Raw genomic sequence first — 17210 nt, 5'->3', positions numbered from 1 at the left:
ATTATGGCTAAAAAAGAAAAAATTGAAAAAACTAATGCGATGAGGCAGCTAGATAGCGCTGGTATTGACCATGATATAAGTGAGTATGATTATGATGAATCTGATCTCTCTGGAGAGCATGTTGCTGCAGCACTAGGAATATCTGAAGAAGAAATTTTTAAAACATTGGTAACTCATTCAAATACTGGAGAATATTTCGTATTTGTAATTCCAGTTGCATCTGAGTTAAATCTTAAAAAAGCAGCGTCTGTAGCAGGTGCAAAGAAGATAGAGATGATTCATGTAAAAGAGCTACTTCCGCTAACAGGCTATGTTAGAGGTGGGTGCTCTCCAATAGGAATGAAAAAACATTTTCCGACCTTCATCGATGAAACTGCAATACTATATGATCATATATATATCTCGGCAGGAAAGAGGGGAGCCCAGATAATAATTAATGGAGAAAAACTAGCTGAGTTTATTGATGCGTCTTTTGCAGATATAACAGCATAGTCATCTAAAACTCATACAATACCTACCATATCTATTCTTTCCAAGCAATAAAACAAGAAAAAACTATTAATATTTCGAACAACTTATCATCCTTAAGATGCTGTAAATACAGAATTACAGCATCTTTTTATATTTTTTCAAACATTTGTTCTTTTTCTTATTGACTTTAAATATGTAAGGGGTTATACTATGAACATCCAAATAGAACATTTGTTCTTTTTAATTCATTGATAGTTAATACCATAGCTATAAGCTATTAGTATCATATATACGGAGGTAATCATTATGAAAAAGAAATACAAAATCGTTTCGCCAGTTAGATTTTTTATATTTGTCCTAGTAACAGTATTAAGCATGACTATGCTCGTGTACAGCTTACTAGGTTTCGCTACAACTGAAGCTGGTACTTCAGATACATATAGACAAGTTGAAGTTAAACAGAACGATACACTTTGGTCTATTGCTAATAAGTATAGTGGCAAGTACGTTGATCCTCGCAGCACAGTTAACAAGATATGTGAACTTAATGGTATATCTGCTTCTGATGTAAAAACAGGAGATACTATTCTAGTTCCAGTAGAGTCGTAAAAAAGCGAGGCCAAAATTTCGCCTTAGAGGCGTTTTTTATGAGATAAGGGTATATGACCCCTCCGTGTTACGGTAGATATTCGAATACAGAGTATATATTCCTTATTATTACATAGGTATTGGTACAGTGTTACATCACTTGTTGTCAAATACATAAAGCTCCATTTACGAGGCTGCCTCCGTGGCAGCCATATTTCTTGTTTTATAACTATTCCCAAAATTATGATTTTAGGAATAGTTGTATCTCATTAGATTCATGTCCCCATCGATACTTATTTGCTTCACTGTGATAATACCTTTATATTTTTTAAATGTCTTTTAATTATTTTTTTAATAAAAAACTACCTAAACTAAATCATTCAGGGAGTTTCCTTATCATTCACAACATATCAATACAGAAACATTTATTATATTACGAAGCATCTCATAGTCATTATTGACTAAAATTCTCACTTATTATCTCTATTTATTATTTACCATCTTATGTATCTTATCTATCAAAGCCCCGACGTAATAGACACCCACAACCATCGCTACTCCGATTTCAATTGTCATCCTTATTAATGGAGTTGTTGAATCTAGATTCATCGATAACATCGCTATCGCCCATCCTGCTAGAAAGCTTGGCAGATATACCAAACTGGGGAACTTTGCAGATATTATGACTGCAATAAATCCCAGTATAAATAAAGTAGACCAAAGTGTAATATTCGCGTTAATTGGTGATTTTTGCATTACGATTGTAGCAATTAATGACCATATATCTCCAGCGATATATCCGGCAGCTATTTTAAAGGAGTCTTCGGACTTATTGCCATTTGCACCATATATGCCGGCAGCTATAAGTGCTATAGGTCCAACGTGAACTCCTATATATGGGCTTATTACTGCCCATGTTGGAGGAAGAATTCCAACTAAGAGAGCAAGGGTAAGCACCTCTTTATACTTACCCTTGCTGCCGTCGCGATTAAGGTTTTCCCTTCTACTCATATTAGTTCCGTTCTTACCTCATTGTAATATAACCATGATAACCAGTCATATTATCTGATCTTGCTATATCTGATAAGAAAATTCCCGAGATTCCATATGACTTTTTGAGGTATGGGAAATCCGTAGTCTCAGCCCAGGATGGCTTTTTTACTTTTTTAGCAGCCTTTTCTGTCGCTGCTACCCACGCGGACTGACATGGGAACCACATTTCAACAACGCGATCAAAATCACAGCCATTTATTTCCTTTATTATCTTGCTAGATAAACATCTAATTACTTCATCCTGTTCTGTATAGGCTGGTAAGAATTCTTCCTTAAGCCACTTATCTCCTTCTTCAAGAGTAACACCCTCAGGGTAATGAACCATAAACTGCCATCTATAGTTTGGTCCATCTTCAACAGTTCTGCCTTCACCCTTGAAATCTTCTTCCCACCATACCGGGATAAATGCAAATATAAATGGAACTGTTCCTAATTCTTCGCTCCCTTTTGTAGCTCTCGCATCATCACCTTCAAAATTAACCTCTTCGGATTTATTAATTTTATGAGAGTTCCCCTCATCAGGCATATTATTTTGCCATATTAGTACATCCTTAGGAAAATACTCTGTCAGTGCCTTATGATGTACGAAATTTCTAATATCATTTGGATTTGCTAGCCAGTAGTGCTCTGTCATCTGCATTCTTACAGTACCAAATCTTTCACCACCTGGAGGTGTCGGAAGAGCCTGATAAAATGCATACTTTGACACATACGGCCCAAATTGCGAAATGCTATCTGGAATATGATACCTGTATAACCAATTTTCAAGCTTTATCCTATAATCCTCATGGGCAAGATCAACGTATATTAGACTCCTGACTGGATAGAATTCTGGTCTATTCATACTAACACCTCCTATTTATTCATGACAAATTGCTCTTGAAGCCTTGTCTGCTACGGGATACCATATCATCGCTATAATTAGTGTTGGAATATAACATGGTATAAAGCCAGCAACAACAGCAAACAAATAGTCATTCATCGTTCCATTACCAGCTATGAACACACCAAAAGCTGTCATCACTAAATCCAAGATAACTACAAAGAAAAAAGCTATGACAACATTTGCAAGAAGTCCAAACTTGAATGTATTATCTTCTGCGTATTTACTTGCGAATTTAAAACCTATCATACCAACAGGCAGAAAATTAATAAAAAATGTAAGTACATAAGCTAAGCAGAAGCTCGGAATAAATCTTTCGATTGTCAGATTACCACCTAGTGCAAGTGCTACCATAGTAACAACGATGCTGAGTGGTAAATCCATAATGAGTGCATATACTGCAGTTAGTTTCTTACTCTTTGGCATTGTAATACCCTCCATCCATAATAAAAACAATTCATAGCTCAAAATCGTTAAAATCGAAACGACCTTGTTTGTCTATATTTTAAACAAACAAGGTCCCTTTGTATAATTGAATATTAGGTATGCTCTACATAACCGCGTTGTTATGAATCAGCAGAATAAGTTATAATCAGATCATATAATTCCCTAACCTCATCATTAGTGCTGTTCTTAATCATTCCAGCACAGATAAATTCTTTTTCCTGTAAATCAATTGATTCTAAATTCTTATCATTGAGATATCCCGTAAATTCATCGCAAATTGCAACACCAAGGTTATATCTTACACAATTAATCATCGATTCGAAATTATTTACGAACTGAATCTTTGGCCTGATGCCATATGGCTGCATATACATGTTAATACTCTTTGTAACTGTATCATCCATGATGCTCCAGGGCGCAAAAAATTTTTCATTAGCAAAATCTGTTGGACTTAGATTTCCTTTCATAGCTAACATATTTTGCTTGTTATATACGAGTTTCTTTCTGGTTTCGAGTATATTCCGAGATTCTATCTCTGCGAATGTGTCAAAAGTATTTTTTAGCGAAATTGCAATGTCAATCTCATCCGTAAGGAGCAGCGTTGATACTTCCTTGGCACCGACATAATTAATCAATATATCTACATAACCATGTGAATCTCTATACTTTTTTATAGCGTTAGTAAGCCATGATGCAAAATCCCAACCTTCAAGTATCCCGATGGTTATTGTCTGAGCAGTAATGCCATCTAATTCAGATACTTCGTGTTTAATATTGCCCATTTCAGTCTTGTATCGGCTAAAAAAATCAAAATATCTCTTACCAGCCTCTGTAAGTTCTGTTCTCCTATTATTTCTAATAAATAGCTTAACCCCAAGCTCTCTTTCTAGAAGTGCAATTTGCTTGGAAATTGCAGGCTGTGATACAAAGAGTTCTTCCGATGTCTTGGTAAAGCTCGAATTAGTGGCTACGGCCATAAAATAATCTATTTGAAGGTCATTCATAATACACCTCATTATGCTAAATATATATATATTCAACAACTAAATCACAAAGCTTTCCGTTTTCGTCATAACCAAAATAGACAGGATATCTTCCGTCCCCAAATCCTGATTGTATCATGGGAATTGAGAGTTCTGAATTTGGTATTTTAAAGTTTATCCAGTCTCCACCCTCTCTTTGATAATCTGGATTGTCCTCAGCATTCTTTGCAAAAACCTCAGCAAAAAAATCATCATATATATTCTTGTCAGGATTCTCTGCATACCATTTATCTTTAAAATCACAGTATGCGTTCCTTGTCGCTACATCAACTATAGTTGCAAGACCAGCATCTACATTAAATCCAAATATGCTATCACCATCTACATCATCTAGGTTTTCATCACCCTTAAGTGCCTCGTAATAAATCTTCGGGACGCTTTCTGTAAATCTCACTCTGCTTAGTGCGTACCTGTAGTGATCTTCTTCTAATTTTACAACTAACGTTTCAATTCTATATTTTCCCCTCGGCACAGATGTTAAATATGCTTTTTCATCTCTGTTTAGCCATACTAATGGATCCCTTACGAGTATGTCTCCTGTAGGAAATTCAATTTCACCCATATCCAAAATGAATACCTCCTTGCCCTGAATTTCCTTCATGTCAAAGCACTTTGCATAGTTTACCGGTGATGTAAGCTGGTTCTTGACCGCTTCATACCTTTTCTTCCATTCAATTGATGGTTGCAGCTTTTCCATATTACTCCTTTCATTCCCCCAGGCATTCATTACTCCAAGGTAAGCATCGCAATAAACTCTACCTTCTTCTAATATGAATTTATTACCTTCATATGCCTTTTCTTATAATCAAAGCCGCCAGCTCTATGTGAGGTATAACTGCTATGCTCAGGAATTTTGATGTTTTCAAACTTGTTTTATATAAAATATAAATTTCAATACTTACTATAGATCCGTGCACACAGCATAGGCTGTGTTTCCCTTTGCCGCAATAGCATAAAGCTTATCATTATCTATTATCATTTGCTGATATACTGTTATTTCGAATTTATCAAACTCGAGCTTCTTATATAGGGTACCGTCATTTCTATTTATCAAAACAGGTTTGTTTTTCTCATTCGACAGAAGTACATAATCTTTGTAATATAGAAAATTAGATGTTCCCTTTGTGTTATAGCTATACTTTATACTTCCATCAGACAAGTTCACAGCAAAGAACTTTCCGCCCATTCCATCCGTTCCGAAATACAATATACCATCTTTCTCATCAACATCTGTATAAAGATATGCACCCAGTTTAGTCTTCCAAATAACTTTACCTGAATCAGCCTCCCGACATGCCATTATAAAGGCTGAATGCATATAAACCTCTATATTTCCGAAGCAATATACCTTGCCGTCACTATAGATATTATCTAAAGGGGTAGGCGCATCCCCTATCACTTTTAGTTCTTCATCAGTGACTTCTATCAACTTTTCTAAGGACTTGCGATATCCCTTATATTTCTTTGTATTAATTATGAATCTCCCATCTTTCTCGTTAAGCTCGCAATCGAGAGCCGATATGTCGTCTAGATCCATAAGACGAATCTGTCCATGATTCGTAAAATCAGTAGAAAAATTTGTAAGTATAAATCCCTGCATATAATCTTTTGAATCATCTACATGAGCAGTATAAGATACACAGCTAAGCACTGCGATTTTATTCTTTATCTTATATATTCCAACAGTATTATTTGCTCTTAGTTCAATATCATCCCAAGTCAAAGGATATGCTATCAAATGATTCATATTTCTTCCTCGTTAAGTTCTCTAAAGCTATCTATATGATATCCAAAATAGCTTTTTCCAGACCTTCCGATAAAGATTCCATGCTCCGGCATATTAGAGATTTCACCTAAGAAGATCATGGGTAAATCATCCGAAAACGGATATTCTACCTCTATATCATTCTTTAGCGTAACAAGTGCTTTTTCTTTAATCATCCGAATCACCAAATTTAGTATTAAAAAAGATTAAATTTAGTGATGAAACAGTCTGAATCCTGTAAACGCCATAGCTATTCCATACTTGTTACAAGAATCAATAACTAGATCATCGCGGGTCGAGCCTCCAGGCTGGGCAATATACGATACACCACTTTCATGAGCTCTGTCGATATTATCGCTAAATGGAAAGAATGCATCTGATGCTACTGATACGCCTGTAATCGCATCAAGAATCTGTCTTTTTTCTTCAACTGTAAAGACTTCAGGCTTCTCCGAGAATAATTCCTCCCAGTCAAAATCCCCTCTAGCTTCAGGCGTATCTTCCATAGCTATATATCTATCTATAAAGTTATCCTTGCTAGGTCTCTTTGTACCTTCCTTAAAAGGTAGATTGAGTACCTTTTCAGATTGTCTGAGATGCCAATTATCAGCCTTTGAGCCAGCAAGACGAGTGCAGTGAACTCTCGACTGCTGACCAGCTCCTACTCCAATTGTCTGACCATCTGCTGCATATGCAACAGAGTTTGACTGTGTATACTTAAGTGTTATTAAGGCAATTATCAAATCATCCTTAGCATCCTCTGGAATATCCTTTATTTCAGTCACTACATCATTAAGGCAAGTCTTGTCTATTTTTATATCATTATGCTTCTGTTCAAAAGTAACGCCAAATACCTGCTTTGTCTCAACTTCAGGTGCTCTGAACTTCTCATTCACTTTGAGAATCAGATAATTTCCATTTTTCTTCTGTTTCAATACCTCTAGTGCTGCGTCAGTAAACTCTGGAGCAATTACACCATCAGAAACTTCTCTCTTAATTAGCTTCGCGCATGTTTCGTCACAAGTATCACTCAAAGAAATGAAATCGCCAAATGATGACATACGGTCAGTCCCACGAGCCCTCGCATATGCTGTTGCAATCGGAGATTCATCTAGGCCAACGATATCATCTACAAAGCAAGCTTTTTTAAGCTTATCGCTCATAACTCTCCCAACAGCAGCAGACGAAGGACTTACATGCTTAAAAGAAGCTGCTGCAGCTTTACCAGTCGCCTCCTTTATTTCACTTACCAGCTGCCATCCATTTAAAGCATCTAGAAGGTTAATATATCCAGGTTTGCCATTTAAAACCTCAAAAGGTAACTCTGACCCGTCTTCCATATACACAGAAGCTGGCTTTTGATTTGGGTTACATCCGTATTTTAATTCGATTTTTTTCATTTCATTCACCACTCGTAACTACGCGACAATTCTTACTCTTATAATCGAGATAAGAGGCTATTAAAACAGCCTCTCATCTTATATATTGCATTAATTAAATAAATATGAAATTAATAACCTCTATAGGTTAATCTCAGTTTCGATATTTTTCTGAGGATGACGTTCGATAATTGGATCAATAACCTCAGTAATCAATTCTTCAACCTGAGATGGGCTTCTTCCTACATATAGAATTGGATCCATAGCTGATAGAATCTCTTCTTTAGAAAGTCCAAATGTCTTATCGGCAGCAATTCTATCGACGAGATCATTATTAAGTCCATCTCTCTTTACTCTTAAAGTTGCCTCATGAGAATGAACTCTTATCTGTTCATGTAAATCCTGTCTATTTCCACCCTTCTTAACTGCTTCCATCATTATATTCTCAGTTGCGATGAACGGGAGCTTCTCCATAGTACGGGCATTTATAACCTTAGGATATACCACCATATCACTTGTTATATTTATATACAGGTTAAGAATACCATCTAGTGCTAAAAAAGCCTCAGGAACGGAAATTCTCTTATTTGCAGAGTCATCCAGTGTTCTCTCGAACCACTGCGTTGCAGCCGTAATCGCTGGGTTAAGTGAGTCAACGATTACATATCTAGCAAGAGATGTAATACGCTCGGATCTCATTGGATTTCTTTTGTATGGCATAGCAGAAGAACCAATTTGATTCTTTTCAAAAGGCTCTTCCATCTCTCCAAATGACTGAAGGATTCTAAGGTCGTTTGAAAACTTAGAGGCACTCTGTGCAACTCCAGAAAGCGACGATAATATATTAGCGTCCACTTTACGAGAATAGGTCTGTCCAGATACCGGAACACAACCAGATACTCCGAATTCTTTTGCAATAATCTCATCAAGCTTCTTGACCTTAGACTCATCGTTGTTGAAGAGGTCCATAAAGCTTGCCTGAGTACCTGTTGTGCCCTTTGAACCAAGCATTTTGAGATCTTCGAGTCTTCTTTCAAGTTCGATTACATCGAGCGCGAGTTCATACATCCACAGCGATGCTCTCTTACCTACAGTAGTTAGCTGTGCTGGCTGCAAATGTGTGTATCCAAGGCAAGGCATGGACTTATATTCTCTTGAAAACTTCTTTAGATTTACAAGGACCTGAACTGTCTTCTCGATGATAAGTTCAAGAGCTTCCTTCATCAAAATAACATCTGTATTGTCACCAACATAGCACGATGTAGCCCCGAGGTGAATTATCGCCTCTGCTTTAGGGCAACGCTTTCCATATGCATAGACATGGCTCATTACGTCGTGACGCACTTCTTTTTCCCTAGCTTCTGCTACCTCAAAATCAACGATGTCCTTGTTATCAATCATTTCCTGGATCTGTTCATCAGTGATATCAAGACCAAGTTCTTTTTCAGCCTTTGCTAGAGCTATCCATAGCTCATGCCATGTTGTAAATTTCTTCTTTTCGGAGAATATATACTTCATCTCCTTGCTCGCGTATCTAGAAGATAGTGGCGACATATACTGCAATCTATTGGTTTCCATTAATCCCCCATTCTCTTGTTATAAATATTAACTTCTCTTTCTAGAGTCTCCGGATTGATCATCATAGTGCATAGAGAAATTTTATTATCATCATTAAGGCTATTCCATATAGTATCAGTAAACTCTTCTATAGTATCTGGAATTTTAAATAGCTTAGGCTCACCTTCAAATGTTGGAAGAGGTGTATCGTTACCCTCATATGTGTGTATAAAATGTGCGTAGTTTGGACGCGAAGGATATTCGTAGAAATATCTATGACAATCTGTCCCCTGTCCATCAGAATCCTTGAGAATACTCAGTTTATATGAACCATCTACAAGGCTTAAAATGCCACTAATTCTCGGTGTAAAATGAGGCGCATCAGGTTCGAAACATCTAGTTCTCAAAGCATCCTCAAATGTAAGGCCTTTGTTAAGGAACTCCTCGACTGTATCCGTCTGATCTCCATTCGTTACAATTAAATTCTTGCCATTTGTCTTAATTGGATAATAGATGATGAGAGTTGGGTCAATATCTGCCTCCTTATCGTATGGTGCAATTGCTACTCGATCATCTTCCTTATAAAAAATTCTATTTCGACTATTTTCACTTCTTCCCATTATAAAATAGGCAACGGCAATCTTATTTGATGTTTTTCCAATAAGGATGCCCCTGCCCCAATAGTCATTAGAAGCGAGAAAACTAAGTTCATTAATTTGTGTCTTATTCATTACTCACCCTGTCTAAATAACTTTGTAATATTAAAATTGCTGCCTGCTTGTCAATAACCTTCTTGCGATTACTTCTTTTTACATCACCTGCAATAAGGATATTTTCTGCTAACTTCGTCGTAAATCTCTCATCCTGCCACTCGATATTTACATGAGCAAGACCGGAGCTTCTTAATTTATTTTCAAGCATAGTACGGAAATCACGTACCTTTTGAGTCTGTACGCTATCGGTTCCATCAAGGCTTAGAGGAAGCCCGACTACAACTGTATCACACTCATATTCGCGCACTAAATCAAGCACCTTGGTAGTATCCTTTCTAATACCAACACGCTCAATTGTAGTGACTCCCTGTGCTGTAATATCTAGTAAATCGCTTACCGCAACACCTATAGTTTTTTCACCGACATCAAGTCCTATTTTTCTCATCTAATATAAAACCTACTTATCAAGCTCTAGATAAGACTTTAAAATCTCCTCGAGTAGCTCATCTCTATCAATCTTAAGAATGAGGTTTCTCGCATCATTATGGCTTGTTATATAAGATGGGTCTCCAGATGTTAAGTATCCAACCATCTGATCGATAGCATTGTATCCCCTCTCCTGAAGAGATGAATAAATCTGATGCATCGCTTCTTTGTTGGAAATCTGTTTGATCTTTGCACTTTCGAACAAAATTGTATCCTTGCTCATATCTTCCTCCTATTTTATAGAATTTAGCGAGATATATTTAGTTATAATAGGTGAATTATAAGCCACTCACCTATTATCTACCTAACTTATTTATTTGCAACTAGAGTCTTTGCTAATTCGAATGCTTCTTCTAACTTGCTTTCATCCTTTGCTCCAGCCTGCGCCATTCCAGCCTTTCCGCCTCCATTACCGCCGGCAACCTGCGCGATTTCCTTAACTAGCTTTCCAGCATGGAAGCCTTCGCTAACAAGCTCATCGCTTACAGAAACAAGAATTGCAATCTTACCATCATTTACAGATGCAGCAACGAAAATAGACTTAGTCTCGCTGGACTTTACAGCATCTGCCATCTCTCTAAGTTGAGCAACATCTGTATTGTCAAACCTCTTAGTTATTAACTTGATACCATTTATATCAGAACCAGATGCGATGATTTCATCAAGTGAACCTGCGATTTCATCTGCCTTTAAAGATTTAATTGTCTTCTCAAGTTCCTTATTGTCGGAAACGAGCTGAGCTGCTTTCTTTTCAATATCACTAGCATTAGACTTAAGTGTTGCACATACATTAGAAATTACTGACTCTTTGTCTTCAGTATAACCGATAACCTGAGTTCCAGTAATTGCTTCAATTCTTCTGATACCAGATGCAATACCAGCTTCAGAAATAATCTTGAATGCACCGATTTTACCAGTATTGTCGATATGAGTACCACCACAGAATTCTACGCTATAATCACCCATGCTTACAACGCGGACGATATCCCCATACTTTTCACCAAAGATAGCAGTAGCGCCCATCTTCTGAGCTTTCTCGATTGGCATTTCCTGCATGAGAATCGGAAGGAATGCGTCAATCTTATCGTTAACGATATCTTCTACCTCTTTTATCTGATCATGAGTCATAGCCTCGAAGTGATTAAAATCAAATCTAAGATAGTGATTATCAACATAAGAACCAGCCTGTGATACGTGCTCTCCAAGGACATCCTTTAAAGCTTGCTGAAGAATATGTGTTGCACTGTGCCCTCTAGCTGTTCTATTTCTATTTGCTACATCAACCTTTAGCTCTGCAGTATCTCCGACGTTTACATTATCAACTGATTCATCAACAAAGTGTAAAAAGATATCATTTTCTTTAGTTACATCATTTACGTGATATTCCTTATCAGCTATGATAATCACTCCTATATCATGAAGCTGGCCACCGCTTGTAGCGTAGAAGGGAGTCCTGTCGAAAATAAGCAGATTCTTGCCCTCGCTACTGTTAACGTATAAAACTTCAGCGTCGGCATTAAATTCCGTATAGCCGAGGAATTTACTCTTTGGCAATTTATCGTAATCAGCTGCATCCTTCCATGCTACATCTTCTGTGGATTTCTGTCCCTGACGCGCGAGTTCCTTCTGGCGGTCCATGTTTTCCTTGAAACCATCCATATCAACGGTAATCCCTCTCTCAGCCAAAATCTCTTCAGTCATCTCTACAGGGAATCCGTAGGTATCATAAAGTTTGAATGCATCTACACCATCTAATACCATCTTATCGTTTTTATCCAGCTTTGCAATGTATTCTTCAAGAATTCCCATGCCATTATCCATGGTCTTTGCAAATTGCTCTTCCTCGATAGCTATAAGCTTCTTAATATAGTCATGCTTTTCGACTAGCTCAGGATACGCTCCGCCAGAAACTTCTACCACAGAATCCATAAGCTTAGCTAGAAAATTATTCTCTTCAATTCCTAAGATTCTTCCATGTCTAGCCGCCCTTCTGATAAGACGCCTTAAAACGTATCCTCGTCCTTCGTTGCTTGGCATAATTCCATCTGCGATCATAAATACCATAGATCGCAAATGATCAGTAATTATTCTCAAACTAACATCATTCTGTTCATTTCCAGCTTGGTAGTCAACTCCTGCCATCTGTGCAACTGAGTCCAGTATCTTCCTGATAGTATCTATATCAAATATGGAATCTACATCTTGCATAATGCAGGCAAGTCTTTCAAGTCCCATTCCAGTATCAATATTAGGATGCGCTAAATTTGAATATGATCCATCTTCTTCCTTAGAAAACTGTGAAAATACATGATTCCAGAATTCTATATACCTGTCACACTCACATCCTGGTTTACAGTCAGGTGCACCACATCCATATGCTTCACCTCGATCATAGTAAATCTCGGAACAAGGTCCACATGGACCAAGACCGATTTCCCAGAAGTTATCTTCTTTTCCAAGCCTTACTATCCTTTCAGCAGGCATGCCTAGTTTTATCCATATATCGTATGCTTCATCGTCATCCTGATATATAGTAGCCCAAAGTTTATCCTTAGGCATATTCAGATGTTCTGTAATAAACTCCCATCCCCATGTTAATGACTCTTCTTTAAAATAATCTCCAAAGCTAAAGTTTCCTAACATCTCAAAGAATGTGCCATGACGTGCAGTCTTTCCAACATTATCGATATCTCCAGTTCTTATACATTTCTGGCAAGTCGTCATCCGCTTAGATGGTGGTGTCTCCACTCCTGCAAAATATGCCTTTAATGGTGCCATGCCAGAATTAATAATAAGCAAACTTTTATCATTTTTGGGAATTAAAGATGCGCTTCCCGCTGCATAGTGACCCTTACTAACAAAGAAATCACGGAATAAATCTCTTATTTCATTAAGACCAAGTTTTTCCATTTAAAAAAAATCTCCCTTTATATACAATGCTTATATTTTATACTGAAATATCGATATTCACAAGTAATTAGAGCATTAAGAATTATAATTAATCAACAATTTCTATGCATTCAAGTTGACTTTTTACATCTTTTTTAATATCAGCCAAAAATTCCTTACGGAGCTCTGCTTGTTCCAACGTCTCTTCAACTGTTAAACCTTCGCTCTTGCTTTTTTTTGCGAGCTCATTAATTCTATCAATTTTTTCTTTTTTCATCATGCACCTTTTCTTTTTTTCTAATTAGATAAACATGTCATACCCGCATAGCGAGTATGACATGCAACTTGTTTAAACTATTTACTTAAACCCCTTGCTTCGTTTCACAAAATCTTCGTATCTCGCTTCAGCTTGTTTAGCTGCCTCGTCAAATAGCTTCTTTGCTCTTTCTGGATTCGATTGCTCTAATGCCCTGTATCGAACTTCTCCATCTAAAAACTCTTTATAATCAAGAGTTGGTTTTTTACTATCAAGAGTGAACGGATTTCCATCACCCTCAATAGCCTTTCTTGGATCAAATCTGAAGAGGTTCCAATAACCAGACTGAACAGCTTTCTTCATCTCGTTCATAGAGCAATTCATTCCGGCTCTAATTCCGTGATTTATACAAGGTGAATAAGCAATTACAATGGAAGGTCCATCGTATGCTTCTGCTTCTTTTAGAGCAGTCAAGGTCTGCGTAGGATTAGCACCCATTGCAACTTGCGCAACATACACATAACCATAAGCCATCGCAATTTCCGCAAGGTTCTTTTTACCTACAGTTTTACCGGCTGCAGCAAACTGTGCTATAGCACCGGCCGGAGTAGACTTAGAAGCTTGCCCTCCAGTATTCGAGTATACTTCAGTATCAAATACGAGGATATTTACATTTTCACCGGAAGCGATTACATGGTCGAGACCACCGTATCCGATATCATAAGCCCATCCGTCTCCACCGAATATCCATATAGAAGGTTTTGGAAGGAGATCGGCATTTTTTGTAACAAATTTAGCATCAGCATCTTCACTGTCTTTGCAAGCCTCTATTAGCTTTTTAGCAGCACTTTCAGCTTTACGACTATCTTCCATTCCATCGAGCCAATCCATTGCTACATCGTAAAATTCATTCTTCTCTGAGAGCCTTTTTACAGCCGACTTCATTTCTTTACGGCGAGTATTCATCGAAACAGCCATTCCAAGCCCAAACTCTGCATTGTCTTCGAATAATGAATTGGACCAAGCTGGACCTCTTCCTTCACGGTTTATAGTGTAAGGGGTGCTTGGTGCACTACCACCCCAAATTGAAGAACATCCCGTCGCATTTGCGATAAACATTCTATCACCGAATAGCTGTGTTACCAATCTAGCATATGGCGTCTCACCACAGCCTGGACAAGCACCTGAGAATTCAAGTAGTGGCTTAATAAAGCTTACATTACGAGGAGTATCTACATTGCCATCTAATACATTTTCATCGGTATGGTCATTAGCATAATCAAACACCCTCTGCTGTTCCGCTGACCTCTCATCTTCATAAGGTATCATCTTAAGAGCTTTTTCCTTAGCTGGGCACACCTGAACACACGACCCACAGCCCGTACAGTTCACTGTAGATATGGAAATCATAAATTTATGATCTGGGTTAGCTTTTGATTTTAAAGTTGTTGCCTGCGCTGCCTCTGCGTCGGCTTCGCTTAAAGCAAATGCTCTAATAACTCCATGCGGACAAGAATATGCGCACAAGTTACACTGAATACAGTTTTCAGAAATCCATAGAGGAACATCTATGGCAATCCCACGCTTTTCGTATGCTGCAGTTCCTGCTGGAATCATTCCATCTGCAACATCTAGGAATTTTGAGGTTGGAATCTCATCACCCTTCATCGCAGCATCAGTTGTTAAAATGTCATTGAGATACTTCTTAAGGTCTAATCTGTCTGACTGAAGCTGTTCTTTATTCGTTGAAACTGTAATAGTCTTCCATCTCTCTGGGACTTTAACTTTATGAACATGAGTAACCCCAGCATCTACAGCGTTACAGTTCATATTAACAATATCTTCACCTTTATTCATGTAGCTCTTCTTGATAGCAGACTTCATGTACTCTATAGCTGCATCAATAGGCATTATATTAGCAATCTTAAAGAAAGCGGCCTGCAGTACAGTGTTAGTTCTTCTCGAGCCGAGCCCAACCTGATTAGCAAGTTTAACTGCATCACAAGTGTAGAATTCAATATTATTCTCAGCAATATATTTCTTTGCTGCATCAGGAAGATGTGATTCTAACTCTTCATCTGTCCAACTGCAATTAAGAAGGAATTTACCACCTGGATTAACGTCTTGAACAATATCATACTTATGCATGTACGCTGCACTGTGGCAGGCTATGAAATCTGCAGAATTCACATAGTAAGTTGATCTAATAGGTTCATCTCCAAATCTTAGATGAGATATTGTTACACCACCAGATTTTTTAGAATCATATTGGAAATAAGCCTGAACATACTTATCGGTATGATCTCCAATAATTTTAACGCTATTCTTATTAGCGCCAACTGTTCCATCAGCACCGAGTCCCCAGAATTTACATGCAACTGTTCCTTTTGCAGAAACAATCGGATTTGAAGTTCTCTCTAGAGAAAGATTGGTAACGTCGTCGTTGATAGAAATAGTGAATTCTTTCTTTGGATTATCAGCAGCCATATTGTCATAAACAGCGATAATGTCACCTGGCTGAGTATCTTTCGATCCAAGTCCATAGCGACCTCTTGTTAATCTAGGATTTAAATCATCCGAATCTGCAAGTGCAGACACAACATCGAGGTAAAGCGGCTCTCCATTTGAGCCAGGTTCCTTAGTCCTATCAAGAACTGCGATATTTTTTACAGTTCTAGGAATCTCCTCTAGTAAATACTTGCTAGAGAATGGTCTAAATAGCCTAACCTTTATTAAGCCAACTTTTCTACCATTTTCATTTAGATAGTCAACCACTTCAGCAGCAGTTTCACAGACAGAGCCCATAGCAATGATTATATCAGTAGCATCTTTTGCACCATAATAGTTAAATGGCTTGTATTCAGTGCCAATGTTCTCATTAACCTGATCCATTACGCCTTTAATTATATCTACAGATTCATCATAGAATATATTTCTAGCTTCATTATGCTGGAAAAATGTCTCTGGCTGTTCAGCAGATCCCATCAGATGTGGATGACATGGGTTGTTAGCATGCTTCTTGAATTTATCTACAGCATCATGATCGAGCATCGATTCAAGTGTTTCATAATCCCACACTTCAATCTTTTGCTGTTCATGACTTGTCCTAAACCCATCAAAGAAATGTACAATTGGCAGGCTCGCTTTAATAGAAGCTAGGTGCGATACAGCAGCTAAATCCATAACCTCCTGTGGGCTATTTGCAGCAATCATACCTACGCCAGTTGCCCTTGCAGCCATAACATCAGAATGATCACCAAAAATAGAAAGTGCATGCGTCGAAACAGCTCTAGCAGCAACGTGAAAAACACCTGGTAATCGTTCTCCAGCAATCTTATACATATTAGGAATCATCAGAAGAAGACCCTGAGATGCTGTATAGGTGCTGGTCAAAGCGCCCGCATTAAGTGAACCATGAACTGCTCCAGCAGCTCCACCCTCAGATTGCATCTCTACAACACGAACCTTTTCCCCAAATAAATTTTTTCTACCTTCAGAAGCCCATTTATCAATTACCTCAGCCATAACAGAAGATGGTGTTATTGGGTAAATCGCAGAAACTTCAGAGAAAGCATAAGCAACATGGGCCGCAGCCGTGTTGCCATCCATAGTCTTTTTAACCCTTTTTACTCTACTCATACTTACATACCTTTACTTTCATGTACTAATAGCAAGTTGAA

Annotated in this window: 17 protein-coding genes; 2 read left to right on the top strand and 15 right to left on the bottom strand. The window is 37.8% G+C overall.

Going from position 1 to position 17210, the window contains the following annotated elements:
- The first annotated feature begins 3 nt into the window (after nt 1-3).
- Together ybaK and yneA are read left to right on the top strand one after the other, a co-directional pair.
- Nucleotides 4-492: a Cys-tRNA(Pro) deacylase gene (gene ybaK, locus Q7O90_RS01265; protein WP_106056881.1), complete on the top strand. Its 489-nt coding sequence runs from the start codon at nt 4-6 to the stop codon at nt 490-492.
- A gap of 285 nt (nt 493-777) precedes the next feature.
- Entirely contained in the window at nt 778-1080 is a 303-nt protein-coding gene (gene yneA / locus Q7O90_RS01260; protein ID WP_304126478.1) for a cell division suppressor protein YneA, read from the top strand.
- A 462-nt stretch (nt 1081-1542) separates the two neighbouring features.
- On the opposite strand, the gene Q7O90_RS01255 is transcribed toward yneA, so the two are convergent.
- From Q7O90_RS01255 to nifJ, 15 genes are all read right to left on the bottom strand, one after another.
- Complete coding sequence (locus Q7O90_RS01255; RefSeq protein WP_304126475.1) at nt 1543-2070, bottom strand: DUF1097 domain-containing protein; 528 nt, start codon at nt 2068-2070, stop codon at nt 1543-1545.
- Between the two features lie 13 nt (nt 2071-2083).
- Nucleotides 2084-2956: an acetyl-CoA hydrolase gene (locus Q7O90_RS01250; protein ID WP_304126473.1), complete on the bottom strand. Its 873-nt coding sequence runs from the start codon at nt 2954-2956 to the stop codon at nt 2084-2086.
- A 15-nt stretch (nt 2957-2971) separates the two neighbouring features.
- A complete protein-coding gene (locus Q7O90_RS01245) occupies nt 2972-3421 on the bottom strand; it encodes a hypothetical protein (protein WP_304126471.1) in 450 nt (149 codons plus the stop codon).
- Between the two features lie 140 nt (nt 3422-3561).
- Nucleotides 3562-4446, bottom strand: a complete 885-nt coding sequence (locus Q7O90_RS01240; protein ID WP_304126470.1) for a LysR family transcriptional regulator — start codon at nt 4444-4446, stop codon at nt 3562-3564.
- Nucleotides 4447-4462: 16 nt separating this feature from the next.
- On the bottom strand, nt 4463-5182 hold the full coding sequence (locus tag Q7O90_RS01235) for a DUF4241 domain-containing protein (RefSeq protein ID WP_304126467.1): 720 nt from the start codon (nt 5180-5182) through the stop codon (nt 4463-4465).
- Nucleotides 5183-5386: 204 nt separating this feature from the next.
- Nucleotides 5387-6232, bottom strand: coding sequence for a PQQ-binding-like beta-propeller repeat protein (locus Q7O90_RS01230; protein WP_304126466.1), 846 nt, complete (start codon nt 6230-6232; stop codon nt 5387-5389).
- Nucleotides 6229-6426: a hypothetical protein gene (locus tag Q7O90_RS01225; protein WP_205764001.1), complete on the bottom strand. Its 198-nt coding sequence runs from the start codon at nt 6424-6426 to the stop codon at nt 6229-6231. Before Q7O90_RS01225 ends, Q7O90_RS01230 begins: the two co-directional genes overlap by 4 nt.
- Before the next feature lie 36 nt (nt 6427-6462).
- On the bottom strand, nt 6463-7650 hold the full coding sequence (locus Q7O90_RS01220; RefSeq protein WP_304126463.1) for a phosphoribosylaminoimidazolecarboxamide formyltransferase: 1188 nt from the start codon (nt 7648-7650) through the stop codon (nt 6463-6465).
- A gap of 120 nt (nt 7651-7770) precedes the next feature.
- On the bottom strand, nt 7771-9207 hold the full coding sequence (gene purB, locus Q7O90_RS01215; RefSeq protein WP_304126461.1) for an adenylosuccinate lyase: 1437 nt from the start codon (nt 9205-9207) through the stop codon (nt 7771-7773).
- Nucleotides 9207-9917, bottom strand: coding sequence for an IMP cyclohydrolase (locus Q7O90_RS01210; RefSeq protein WP_304126460.1), 711 nt, complete (start codon nt 9915-9917; stop codon nt 9207-9209). Before Q7O90_RS01210 ends, purB begins: the two co-directional genes overlap by 1 nt.
- Nucleotides 9910-10344, bottom strand: a complete 435-nt coding sequence (ruvX, locus tag Q7O90_RS01205) for a Holliday junction resolvase RuvX (protein ID WP_304126457.1) — start codon at nt 10342-10344, stop codon at nt 9910-9912. Before ruvX ends, Q7O90_RS01210 begins: the two co-directional genes overlap by 8 nt.
- A gap of 12 nt (nt 10345-10356) precedes the next feature.
- Nucleotides 10357-10608, bottom strand: coding sequence for an IreB family regulatory phosphoprotein (locus tag Q7O90_RS01200; RefSeq protein ID WP_094234230.1), 252 nt, complete (start codon nt 10606-10608; stop codon nt 10357-10359).
- Between the two features lie 86 nt (nt 10609-10694).
- Complete coding sequence (alaS, locus tag Q7O90_RS01195) at nt 10695-13295, bottom strand: alanine--tRNA ligase (protein ID WP_304126453.1); 2601 nt, start codon at nt 13293-13295, stop codon at nt 10695-10697.
- A gap of 88 nt (nt 13296-13383) precedes the next feature.
- Nucleotides 13384-13554 carry a DUF896 domain-containing protein gene (locus Q7O90_RS01190; protein ID WP_273452122.1) on the bottom strand — a complete coding sequence of 57 codons (171 nt, stop codon included), beginning with the start codon at nt 13552-13554 and terminating at the stop codon, nt 13384-13386.
- Nucleotides 13555-13632: 78 nt separating this feature from the next.
- Nucleotides 13633-17169, bottom strand: coding sequence for a pyruvate:ferredoxin (flavodoxin) oxidoreductase (gene nifJ, locus Q7O90_RS01185; RefSeq protein WP_304126449.1), 3537 nt, complete (start codon nt 17167-17169; stop codon nt 13633-13635).
- Nucleotides 17170-17210: the final 41 nt, after the last annotated feature.

It is taken from the genome of Mogibacterium diversum (assembly GCF_938028775.1).
Classification (GTDB): domain Bacteria; phylum Bacillota; class Clostridia; order Peptostreptococcales; family Anaerovoracaceae; genus Mogibacterium; species Mogibacterium diversum_A.
The sequence above is the reverse complement of the archived record's forward strand: the minus strand, read 5'-3'. Positions and strand labels throughout refer to the sequence as shown.